Below are 10,206 nucleotides of genomic sequence, written 5' to 3'. Positions count from 1 at the left end.
TCTCGGCGGCCACGGCGACACGGCCCGGCCCGGCACCCGAGGCGTCGGCCATCTCCCGCCGGGCGTCGTCGAGTTCGGCCAGAACCCGCTCGACCCGGTGCAGGAAGGCGGCGCCGTGCTCGTTGAGCCGTATCCGGCGCCCCTGGCGATCGAACAGCTGGACGCCGAGTTCCGACTCGAGCCGGATGATGGTGCGGCTCACCGATGGCTGGGCCACCCGGAGTTGCTCAGCGGCCCGGCTGATGTGCTGGTGACGGGCCACGGCCTGGAAGTATCGCAGCGACAGCAGGTCCATGGCGGTAGTCTCACCCTCACCCCGCACCGTCGGGTCGCTGCGAGCGCCCCGGGACGTCACCGGTGCGGAGCGAGGAGTTCAGTCGAGCCCTCCCCGCACGGCATAGCCGAGGACCCGCTCGCTCAACAGGTCCTCGATGTCGTCCAGGAGCGCGAGCACCTCTCGGGACACTGCGCGCGGATCGCGGCCCTTGACCATTTCGCGGCCGATGACCCCGATGACCGTGCCATGGATCCAGCCGATCTGGCCGGCCATCAGGTGGGGCAGTTCGTCGTCGGCCGCCGCGCCGGTCTCCTCGCGCAGGGCCTGTTCCAGGTTCGCCTGGACCTCCTGGGCGAGGGCCCAGAGGCGGGAGCGCAGGGCGGGGGCCTCCTCGATGACCTTCATGAAGGCGGCGTAGCCGGGGAGCAGGCCGACCCGGGGCGAGACGCCCTCGACCTCCTCGCGCAGTTCGCGGATGACGGCGGCGGCGGCCGACTCCCCGTCGGGACGGCCGCGGACCCAGCGGGCGAGGCGGTCGATCACGCCGGCGGAGCGGTCGAAGAAGAGGTCTTCCTTGGTCGGGAAGTAGTTGTAGACCGTGTTGACGGAGACGTTCGCCGCCTCCGCGATCTCCGCGACCGTGACCGCGTCGAAGCCGCGCTCGATGAACAGACCCGTGGCGACGTCGGAGATGTACTGCCTGGTCTGCCGCTTCTTCCGCTCCCTGAGTCCCTCAGCCATGCCCGCATCCTAGCCGTGCCCTGGGCAGCCTAAATTTTTGGAGTCATTGCAAATTTTCAGCGACTCTGTTTTTCTGTCCGCATGCCAGCAGTCATCAGCACGGCGGGCCTCGCCCGCACCTTCCGGACCAAGGCCGGACCCGTGGACGCCGTCCGGTGCGTCGACCTCACCGTCCACGAGGGGGAGATCCTCGGCTTCCTCGGCCCCAACGGCGCCGGCAAGACGACCACCCTGCGGATGCTCACCACCCTGTTGAAGCCGACCGGCGGCGCGGCCACCGTCGCCGGGTGCGACCTCGCCACCGATCCGGCCGGGGTGCGCCGGGCCAGCGGTTACGTCGCCCAGTCCGGCGGGGCCGATCCGCAGATCACCGTGCGGGAGGAACTGGTCACCCAGGGCCGGCTGTACCGCCTGCCGAAGGCGGAGGCGGTCGCCCGCGCCGCGGAACTGGCCGAGGAGCTGGACCTCACCTCGCTCCTGGACCGGAAGACCGGCGCGCTCTCCGGGGGCCAGCGCCGGCGCCTGGACATCGCCATGGCACTCACCCACCGCCCGAAGGTGCTGTTCCTGGACGAGCCCACCACCGGCCTGGACCCCGCCGGACGCGCCGACCTGTGGACGCTGGTCCGCCGGCTGCGCGACGAGCACGGCACGACCGTCTTCCTGACCACCCACTACCTGGACGAGGCCGACGCCCTCGCCGACCGGCTGGTGATCGTGGACCGCGGCACGGTCGCCGCCGAAGGCACCCCGAACGCGCTCAGACTCCGCCACGCCGGCTCGCTCGACGCGACCCTCCAGGACACCTTCCTCGCCATCACCGGCCGCGGGCCCGCCGCCCCGGCCGGCCCCGCCCCCGTCGCCGTATGACGCCCGTCAAAGGTTCAGGAACCGCCCGATGCTGCTTCACGACACGGCCCTCGTCTACGGCCGCTACCTCCGCCAGTCCCTGCGCTCCCGCTTCGCCCTGCTCTTCGGGGTGCTGACGCCCCTGCTCTACCTGCTCTTCTTCGGCCCGCTGCTCACGGAACTGCCGCTGGGCGGGCAGGGCAGCTCCTGGCAGGTGCTGGTGCCCGGGCTGCTGTTGCAGCTCGGCCTGTTCGGTGCGCTGTTCGCCGGGTTCGCGGTCATCATCGAGAAGGGGCAGGGGGTGGTGGAGCGGATGCGGGTGACGCCGGTCAGCCGGCTCGCCTTGCTGCTCGGCCGGGTGCTGCGGGACGCCACGGTGTTCGTCTTCCAGGCGGTGCTGCTGGTGCTGGCCGCGCTGGTGATGGGCCTGCGCGCACCGCTGGCGGGCGTCCTGATCGGCTTCGCCTTCGTCGCGCTGCTCACGCTGTCGCTGGCCTCGGTGTCGTACGCCCTCGGCATGAAGGTCCGCACCCCGCAGGAGTTCGGCCCGCTGATCAACATGGTGTCGATGCCCTCCATGCTGCTGTCCGGCCTGATGCTCCCGATGACCCTCGCGCCGGCCTGGCTGGACGTGCTGTCCCACTTCGTCCCGTTCCGCTATCTGGTGGACGCCGTCCGGGACGCGTACGTCGGCCACTACACGACCCCGCACATGCTCTACGGCACCCTGGTCGCCCTCGCCTCCACGGCGCTGTCCGTGACGCTGGGCACACGGGTGTTCCGGACCACCGGCGCGTAACTACGCTGACCGTATGGTCAATCTGACGCGCATCTACACGAGGACCGGCGACCAGGGCACCACCAGCCTCGGCGACATGAGCCGGGTGCCCAAGACGGACCTCAGGATTTCCGCCTACGCGGACGCCAACGAGGCGAACGCGGTGATCGGCACCGCCATCGCGCTGGGCGGCCTGGACGAGGAGATCGTCGCGGTCCTCACCCGCGTCCAGAACGACCTGTTCGACGTGGGTGCGGACCTGTCGACGCCGGTGGTGGAGAACCCCGCGTTCCCGCCGCTCAGGGTGGAGCAGTTCTACGTCGACCGGCTGGAGGCGGACTGCGACCGCTTCAACGAGCGGCTGGAGAAGCTGCGCTCCTTCATCCTGCCGGGCGGCACCCCGGGCGCCGCCCTCCTGCACCAGGCGTGCACGGTCGTGCGCCGGGCCGAGCGCTCCACCTGGGCGGCCCTGGAGGTGCACGGTGAGACGATGAATCCGCTCACCGCCACCTACCTCAACCGTCTCTCGGACCTGCTGTTCATCCTGGCCCGCAGCGCCAACCGGGAGACCGGCGACGTGCTGTGGGTCCCGGGCGGGGAGCGCTAGCTAGTCCCCGGTGCTGCCGTCGGTCAGCTCGCGCAGGATGTCGAGGTGGCCGTTGTGCCGGGCCGTCTCCTCGATCAGGTGGAGCAGGATCCAGCGCAGGTCGACCGCGCTGCCGTCCTGCCGCTCCTTCTGCGCCCGGGTGTCCAGGTCGTGCGCGGCGACCAGTTCGTCGTGGCGCGCGGCCTCCTCGGCGTACTCCGTGAGCAGCCGGGACAGCGGGATGTCCACGGCGATCCGCATCTCGCGGTCGGGGTCCTCCTCGGTCCAGGGGCCCTGGTCCTCCTCCCCCAGGAAGACGACCCGGAACCAGAAGTACTCGACCCAGCGCAGGTGGTTGATCAGCCCGCTCAGGGTCATCAGCGGCGAGCCGGGCAGGTGCGCCTTGCGGGCGTCCTCGTCGGAGAGTCCCTCGCACTTGGCGCGCGCGGTGGCGCGGACGTAGGCGAGGAAGGTGGTCAGCTGGGTGCGCTCGTCCCAGGCGGGAGGCGTGTCGGTGCGTGTCATCGCCGCGATCATGTCCCGGTGCCCGCCTCGCTGTCGACAGACTTTTCGGCGGGCCCGCGCAACTTCTGGGCAGGGCCCCCCTGCGGGGGCCGCTTGGGGAACAGCGTGTAGCCGGCGGCGATCACCACGTTGATGCCGATCACCCACAGCATCCGCTGCTGCCACGCCCGCAGCGGGCCGGTGTCCCCGGCGTCGCCGACGTACCAGACGGCGCCCTGGAGCAGGGCGAGGGCGACGGCCGCGGCGAGGATCCAGCGGCCCGCGACCTTCCACTCGTGCACGGTGCGGGCGGTGCCGTACCGCGGCGGTGCGGCCGGGGGCGGACCGCCGGCGAAGCGGTGGGCCACGCGGGCGTCGGCCCAGGCGATGGTGGAGTGGCCGAGGCCGGCCGTGAAGCCGATGTAGACCGCGGCGAGACCGTGCCGCCAGTCCGGTTCGGCGCCGTTCCTCAGGTCGATCGCGGTGACGGCGAACAGCACGAGTTCCAGCAGCGGTTCGCACAGCAGCAGGACCAGGCCGGTGCGTGGCATGCGGAGCGCGTACCGGAAGGCCAGTCCGGCGGCCAGCAGCACCCAGAACGCCACCTCGCAGGCGATGATCAGTCCGACGATCACGGTTCGCTCCCCTCGTCCACCCTTCCAGGCTCCCCGCCGGGTCCGCCCGTCGCGTCGTCGGCGCAGACGAGAGCGCCGTAAGCGAAAGTCGCAGTCCGGCACCGTTCCCCAGGATCAGGCGGTCCGCCCCGCGGCCGTGTTGGATGGGGGCATGCCCCGTACGCCCCGCCGTCCGCACCGCGACGACCTGCACATCGCCGTGGCCGGACTGCTCGGCGGGGCGCTGCTGTGGGCGCTCGGGATCCATCCCCGCACGGCCTCCGACAGCCTGGTGCTGCTGGACGCGCCCTGGGCCGCGCTGGTGCCGCTGGCGGTGACCGCCGGGTGCGAGCCGCTGCGCCGTACCCGGCCGCGCACCGGGCTGCTGATCGGCACGGCCGCGCTGGTCCTGGACACGGTGACCGTCGGCAACCTCGTCACGGTCGTGCTCTACACCGACCTGGTGTACGCGGCCGTCCTGTACGGCACCCCGGCCTCCGCCCGCCGCATCCCGTGGATCACCGGGATGCTGACGGTCGTCGGCGGGATCGTCCCGGCGGCGCTCTGGCGCGATCCGCAGGGGCTGCTGATCGGTGTGGGCGTCGGGGTGGTCGCGCTGGCCCCCGCCGCCACCGGTGCGCTCGTGCGCAACCACCGTGATGCCGCCGAGGCCGCCCGGTTGCGCGCCGAACAGACCGCACTGCTGGCCGAGATGGACCGCACCCAGGCGGTCACCGCCGAACGGGCGCGTATGGCGCGGGAGTTGCACGACATGGTCGCGGGCCACCTGTCGGCCATCGCCCTGCACTCCACGGCGGCGCTCTCCCTCGACGACGCCCGGACCACCCGGGAGGCACTGGCCGTCATCCGGGAGAACAGCGTGGCCGGACTGGACGAGATGCGCCGGCTGATCGGCATCCTGCGCACCGGATCGGGTGACGTGGAGCCCGCCGCGTCCCCCACGCTGGACGGTCTCGGCGCACTGGTCGACAGGGCCCGGGCGGGCGGGCTGGACGTCACGCTCGACGCGGGGCACGGCGAGGTGCCGGCGCCGGTGGAGCTGGCCGCGTACCGGATCGTGCAGGAGTCGCTGACCAACGCCCTGAAGCACGCGGCGCGCGGGCGGGTCCGGGTGTCGCTGCGGCGGCGCGACGGCGCGCTGGAGATCCGGGTGACCAGCACCCACCGGCCCGGTGACACCCCGCGCGTACCCGGCTCCGGGGCCGGTCTCACCGGGATGCGGGAGCGGGCCGCGCTGCTCGGCGGCACGTTCGAGGCCGGACCGCGCGGCGGGCTGTGGGCCGTACGCGCCGTGCTTCCGCTCACCGAAGGAGACCCCGCATGATCCGTGTCCTGGTCGCCGAGGACCAGTCCGCCGTCCGGGCCGGGCTGGTGCTGATCCTGCGCAGCGCGCCGGACATCGGGGTGGTCGGCGAGGCGGCGGACGGCGAACGGGCGGTCGAGCTGACCCGTGACCTCCGGCCGGACCTGGTCCTGATGGATGTGCAGATGCCGCGCCTGGACGGTGTGTCGGCGACCCGGCGGATCGTCGCCGAGCGGCTCGCGGACGTGCTCGTGCTGACCACCTTCGACCTCGACGCGTACGTCTTCGGGGCGCTGCGGGCGGGTGCGGCCGGGTTCCTGCTGAAGAACGCCGAGGCGCGGGAGCTGCTGGAGGCGGTGCGGACGGTGGCGCGCGGGGAGGGGATCGTGGCGCCGGCCGTGACGCGGCGGCTGATCGCCGAGTTCGCCGCGGCACCGGTGCGCGGGGCGGGGGCAGACCCGGCCGTGCTGGAGGGTCTCACCCGGCGGGAGCGGGAGGTGCTGGGCTGCGTCGGCGAGGGCCTGTCGAACGCGCAGATCGGGGCACGGCTGGACATGGCGGAGGGCACGGTGAAGACGCACGTCAGCCGGTTGCTGGGCAAGCTGGGGCTGCGCAGCCGGGTGCAAGCGGCCGTGCTGGCGCGCGAGTTGGGTCTCTAGCCCGGCCCACTCCCGAGTGGTCCAGACCTATTGACCTGTGGTCCAGACCTTTCTACCCTCGCAGCACCGTGGGCATGAAGGCTCAGTCATGCCCCTGACACCCCCGACGACGAGGGAGGCGCAGCATGCGCTTCAGACACAGAGCCGCGGCGGCATTCGCGACCCTGTTGCTCCCCATGGCCGGCGCGGTCGGCCTCGCGAGCCCCGCCCAGGCCGCGGCCTGGGGGCCCCCCCGCTCGAGCGTAGCCGAGAGTGGGGGAGCCACGGCCACCTTCACCAAGACCAGCGACTGGGGCACCGGCTTCGGCGGCCAGTGGACCGTCAAGAACACCGGCACCAGCGCCATCAGCTCCTGGACCGTCGAATGGGACTTCCCCTCCGGCACCAAGGTCACCTCGGCCTGGGACGCCACGGTCACCAACTCCGGTGACCACTGGACGGCCAAGAACGTCGGCTGGAACGGCACCATCGCCCCCGGCGCCTCCGTCTCCTTCGGCTTCAACGGCTCGGGCCCCGGCTCCCCGTCCAACTGCAAGCTGAACGGCGACAGCTGCGACGGCACGACGGTCCCGGGCGACGCGGCCCCCTCCGCACCCGGCACCCCCACCGCCTCCTCGGTCACCGACACCTCGGTGAAGCTCGGCTGGAGCGCGGCCACCGACGACAAGGGCATCAAGAACTACGACGTGCTGCGCGACGGCACCAAGGTCGCCACGGTCACCGGCACCTCGTACACCGACACCGGCCTGACCGCCGGCACCGACTACTCCTACACCGTGCGGGCCCGCGACACCGCCGACCAGACCGGCCCGGTCAGCGGCGCGGTCAAGGTCCACACCACCGGCGGCGGCACCACTCCCCCGCCCCCCGGCGACAAGGTCAAGCTCGGCTACTTCACCGAGTGGGGCATCTACGGCCGCAACTACAACGTCAAGAACCTCGTGACGTCCGGTTCCGCGGCCAAGATCACGCACATCAACTACGCCTTCGGCAACGTCACCGGCGGCAAGTGCGCGATCGGCGACTCCTACGCCGACTACGACAAGGCCTTCACCGCCGACCAGTCGGTCAGCGGCACCGCCGACACCTGGGACCAGCCGCTGCGCGGCAACTTCAACCAGCTGCGCCAGCTGAAGGCCAAGTACCCCCACATCAAGGTGCTGTGGTCCTTCGGCGGCTGGACCTGGTCCGGCGGCTTCGGCGAGGCCGCGAAGAACCCGGCCGCCTTCGCCCAGTCCTGCTACGACCTGGTCGAGGACCCGCGCTGGGCCGACGTCTTCGACGGCATCGACATCGACTGGGAGTACCCGAACGCCTGCGGTCTGACCTGTGACACCAGCGGGGCCGCGGCCTTCAAGAACCTGATGTCCGCGCTGCGCGCCAAATTCGGCTCGAACAACCTGGTCACCGCGGCCACCACGGCCGACGGCTCGGCCGGCGGCAAGATCGAGGCCGCCGACTACGCGGGTGCTGCCCAGTACGTCGACTGGTACAACGTGATGACGTACGACTTCTTCGGCGCCTGGGACGCCAAGGGCCCCACGGCCCCGCACTCCCCGCTCACCTCGTACGACGGCATCCCGAAGGCGGGCTTCACCACCGCCGACGCACTGGCCAAGTTCAAGGCGACCGGCGTACCCGCGAAGAAGCTGCTGATCGGCATCGGCTTCTACGGCCGCGGCTGGACCGGCGTCACCCAGGACGCCCCGGGCGGCACGGCGACCGGCCCCGCGTCCGGCACCTACGAGCAGGGCATCGAGGACTACAAGGTCCTGAAGTCGTCCTGCCCGGCCACCGGCACCGTCGCCGGCACGGCGTACGCCCACTGCGGCAGCAACTGGTGGTCCTACGACACACCCGCCACCATCAAGTCCAAGATGGCCTGGGCCAACAGCCAGGGCCTCGGCGGGGCGTTCTTCTGGGAGTTCAGCGGCGACACCAGCAACGGTGAACTGGTGAGCGCGATCAGCGACAACCTGTAAGAAATCCCCTAAGCGACATTGACGCGCTGACCGGGCGGGGCTGCTTCCAGCCACGCGAGGAATCCGGTCAGCGCGTCTTCGCTCATCGCGAGTTCGAGGCGGGTGCCCCGGTGCGTACAGGCCAGCACCACCGCGTCCGACAGCAGCGCCAGTTCCTCCTCGCCGTCCGGGAGCCGGCGTCCCGCCACCTCGATCTGCGCCCGCTCCAGGACGCGGCGGGGACGCAGGGCGTAGGAGAAGACCCGGTACCACTCGATGCGGTCGCCGTTGTAGCGGGCGACGCCGTAGGACCAGCCCTTGCCGCCGGTGTCCGGTTTCTCGGGCACGTCCCAGCGCAGCGAGCAGTCGAAGGTGCCGCCGGAACGCTGGATGAGCCTGCGCCGCAGCCCGAACAGGAACAGTCCCACCACCACGAGCGCGACCACGATCCCGCACACAGTCAGAGCGAGGACCATCGGCACCGACCTCCTCGTCTCCCAGGTAGTGGAACTAGGTAATGGAACGGAAAAAACACCCGCATCTACTTCAGCCGCGGCCGGGACCACAGGGTCCCGGCCGCGGCTGAGTCACGTCACCGTACAGCGCGCGGCTAGCGCGCCGCCGCAGCACGCAGTCGGACGTCCGCGCGGCGCTCGGCGGCGGCGTCGCCCTCCGCCTTCGCGCGCTCCAGCTCCCGCTCCGTGCGCTGGACGTCGATCTCGTCCGACAGCTCGGCGATCTCGGCCAGCAGCGACAGCTTGTCGTCCGCGAACGAGATGAAACCGCCGTGCACCGCGGCGACGACCGTTCCACCATCACTCGTACGGATGGTCACCGGGCCCGACTCCAGCACACCGAGCAGCGGCTGGTGACCGGGCATGACGCCGATGTCGCCGGACGTGGTGCGCGCGACGACCAGGGTGGCCTCGCCGGACCAGACCTGGCGGTCGGCGGCGACCAGCTCGACGTGCAGCTCAGCAGCCAAGGGTGGCTCCTCGGGTCACCACCCGGCGGGGGTGCCGGGTGTTGGGGTCAATTCTAGTGGGCGTGGATGAGGGGGCGGGACGCGCCCGCCCCCTCGGATGAGCACGGGGCTCAGGAGACGCCCAGCTCCTTCGCGTTCTTCTTCAGGTCCTCAAGACCACCGCACATGAAGAACGCCTGCTCCGGGAAGTGGTCGTACTCGCCGTCGCAGATCGCGTTGAACGCGGCGATCGACTCGTCCAGCGGCACGTCCGAACCGTCCACGCCGGTGAACTGCTTGGCGACGTGGGTGTTCTGGGACAGGAAGCGCTCCACACGACGGGCCCGGTGGACGACGAGCTTGTCCTCCTCGCCCAGCTCGTCGATACCGAGGATCGCGATGATGTCCTGGAGGTCCTTGTACTTCTGCAGGATCGTCTTCACGCGCATGGCCGCGTTGTAGTGGTCCTGCGTGATGTAGCGCGGGTCCAGGATCCGGGACGTGGAGTCCAGCGGGTCCACGGCCGGGTAGATGCCCTTCTCGGAGATCGGACGGGAGAGAACCGTCGTCGCGTCGAGGTGGGCGAAGGTGGTCGCCGGGGCCGGGTCGGTCAGGTCGTCCGCGGGGACGTAGATCGCCTGCATCGAGGTGATCGAGTGACCACGGGTCGAGGTGATGCGCTCCTGGAGGAGACCCATCTCGTCGGCCAGGTTCGGCTGGTAACCCACCGCGGACGGCATGCGGCCGAGCAGGGTGGAGACCTCGGAGCCGGCCTGCGTGAAGCGGAAGATGTTGTCGATGAAGAACAGCACGTCCTGCTTCTGGACGTCACGGAAGTACTCGGCCATGGTCAGGCCGGCCAGCGCGACGCGCAGACGGGTGCCCGGGGGCTCGTCCATCTGACCGAAGACCAGCGCGGTCTTGTCGATGACGCCCGAGTCGGACATCT

13 protein-coding genes are annotated in these 10,206 nt (G+C 71.1%); 6 read left to right on the top strand and 7 right to left on the bottom strand.

The genetic code is table 11. The features are described from left to right. Nucleotides 1-295 (bottom strand): LysR family transcriptional regulator (locus IE312_RS40010; protein WP_229899730.1); only part of this gene is annotated, 295 nt, incomplete at its 3' end. Between the two features lie 78 nt (nucleotides 296-373). Then, nucleotides 374-1,018: a TetR/AcrR family transcriptional regulator gene (locus IE312_RS14510; protein ID WP_189981788.1), complete on the bottom strand. Its 645-nt coding sequence runs from the start codon at nucleotides 1,016-1,018 to the stop codon at nucleotides 374-376. Nucleotides 1,019-1,099: 81 nt separating this feature from the next. Between IE312_RS14510 and IE312_RS14505 the strand changes: the two genes are divergently transcribed. From IE312_RS14505 to IE312_RS14495, 3 genes are read left to right on the top strand one after another with little or no spacing between them, the layout of a single operon-like run. Beyond that, a complete protein-coding gene (locus tag IE312_RS14505) occupies nucleotides 1,100-1,888 on the top strand; it encodes an ABC transporter ATP-binding protein (RefSeq protein ID WP_189981786.1) in 789 nt (262 codons plus the stop codon). Between the two features lie 28 nt (nucleotides 1,889-1,916). Further along, the gene (locus IE312_RS14500) at nucleotides 1,917-2,666 is read left to right on the top strand and encodes an ABC transporter permease (RefSeq protein WP_189981783.1); all 750 of its coding nucleotides are present in this window, start codon (nucleotides 1,917-1,919) and stop codon (nucleotides 2,664-2,666) included. 13 nt (nucleotides 2,667-2,679) lie between these two features. Beyond that, entirely contained in the window at nucleotides 2,680-3,252 is a 573-nt protein-coding gene (locus IE312_RS14495; RefSeq protein WP_189981782.1) for a cob(I)yrinic acid a,c-diamide adenosyltransferase, read from the top strand. Here IE312_RS14495 and IE312_RS14490 read toward each other — a convergent pair whose 3' ends face one another. Further along, entirely contained in the window at nucleotides 3,253-3,756 is a 504-nt protein-coding gene (locus tag IE312_RS14490; protein ID WP_189981780.1) for a DinB family protein, read from the bottom strand. A gap of 8 nt (nucleotides 3,757-3,764) precedes the next feature. Beyond that, entirely contained in the window at nucleotides 3,765-4,370 is a 606-nt protein-coding gene (locus IE312_RS14485) for a hypothetical protein (RefSeq protein ID WP_189981778.1), read from the bottom strand. Nucleotides 4,371-4,521: 151 nt separating this feature from the next. On the opposite strand from IE312_RS14485, the gene IE312_RS14480 reads away from it, so the two are divergent. From IE312_RS14480 to IE312_RS14470, 3 genes are all read left to right on the top strand, one after another. Continuing rightward, entirely contained in the window at nucleotides 4,522-5,694 is a 1,173-nt protein-coding gene (locus IE312_RS14480; RefSeq protein WP_189981775.1) for a sensor histidine kinase, read from the top strand. Then, complete coding sequence (locus IE312_RS14475) at nucleotides 5,691-6,332, top strand: response regulator (protein WP_189981773.1); 642 nt, start codon at nucleotides 5,691-5,693, stop codon at nucleotides 6,330-6,332. The genes IE312_RS14480 and IE312_RS14475 overlap by 4 nt, the downstream gene beginning before the upstream one ends. Nucleotides 6,333-6,457: 125 nt before the next feature. Then, entirely contained in the window at nucleotides 6,458-8,314 is a 1,857-nt protein-coding gene (locus IE312_RS14470; RefSeq protein ID WP_189981771.1) for a glycoside hydrolase family 18 chitinase, read from the top strand. An 8-nt stretch (nucleotides 8,315-8,322) separates the two neighbouring features. Here IE312_RS14470 and IE312_RS14465 read toward each other — a convergent pair whose 3' ends face one another. From IE312_RS14465 to atpD, 3 genes are all read right to left on the bottom strand, one after another. Continuing rightward, nucleotides 8,323-8,769, bottom strand: coding sequence for a DUF2550 domain-containing protein (locus IE312_RS14465; protein ID WP_189981768.1), 447 nt, complete (start codon nucleotides 8,767-8,769; stop codon nucleotides 8,323-8,325). A 134-nt stretch (nucleotides 8,770-8,903) separates the two neighbouring features. Further along, nucleotides 8,904-9,278 (bottom strand): F0F1 ATP synthase subunit epsilon, encoded by a 375-nt coding sequence (locus IE312_RS14460; protein WP_067129289.1) that lies wholly within the window; start codon nucleotides 9,276-9,278, stop codon nucleotides 8,904-8,906. Nucleotides 9,279-9,388: 110 nt separating this feature from the next. Then, nucleotides 9,389-10,206 (bottom strand): F0F1 ATP synthase subunit beta (gene atpD, locus IE312_RS40005; protein WP_229899728.1); only part of this gene is annotated, 818 nt, incomplete at its 5' end.

It is taken from the genome of Streptomyces capoamus, from assembly GCF_014654935.1.
GTDB classification, from domain to species: Bacteria; Actinomycetota; Actinomycetes; order Streptomycetales; family Streptomycetaceae; genus Streptomyces; species Streptomyces capoamus.
The sequence above is the reverse complement of the archived record's forward strand: the minus strand, read 5'-3'. Positions and strand labels throughout refer to the sequence as shown.

What these genes read in the sequence shown, in the direction of transcription:
- IE312_RS14480 (WP_189981775.1), top strand. Translation starts at nt 4,522, where the DNA reads ATGCCCCGTACGCCCCGCCGTCCGCACCGCGACGACCTGCACATCGCC.
- IE312_RS14490 (WP_189981780.1), bottom strand. Translation starts at nt 3,756, where the DNA reads ATGACACGCACCGACACGCCTCCCGCCTGGGACGAGCGCACCCAGCTG.
- IE312_RS14465 (WP_189981768.1), bottom strand. Translation starts at nt 8,769, where the DNA reads ATGGTCCTCGCTCTGACTGTGTGCGGGATCGTGGTCGCGCTCGTGGTG.
- IE312_RS14510 (WP_189981788.1), bottom strand. Translation starts at nt 1,018, where the DNA reads ATGGCTGAGGGACTCAGGGAGCGGAAGAAGCGGCAGACCAGGCAGTAC.
- IE312_RS14495 (WP_189981782.1), top strand. Translation starts at nt 2,680, where the DNA reads ATGGTCAATCTGACGCGCATCTACACGAGGACCGGCGACCAGGGCACC.
- IE312_RS14505 (WP_189981786.1), top strand. Translation starts at nt 1,100, where the DNA reads ATGCCAGCAGTCATCAGCACGGCGGGCCTCGCCCGCACCTTCCGGACC.
- IE312_RS14470 (WP_189981771.1), top strand. Translation starts at nt 6,458, where the DNA reads ATGCGCTTCAGACACAGAGCCGCGGCGGCATTCGCGACCCTGTTGCTC.
- IE312_RS14500 (WP_189981783.1), top strand. Translation starts at nt 1,917, where the DNA reads ATGCTGCTTCACGACACGGCCCTCGTCTACGGCCGCTACCTCCGCCAG.
- IE312_RS14475 (WP_189981773.1), top strand. Translation starts at nt 5,691, where the DNA reads ATGATCCGTGTCCTGGTCGCCGAGGACCAGTCCGCCGTCCGGGCCGGG.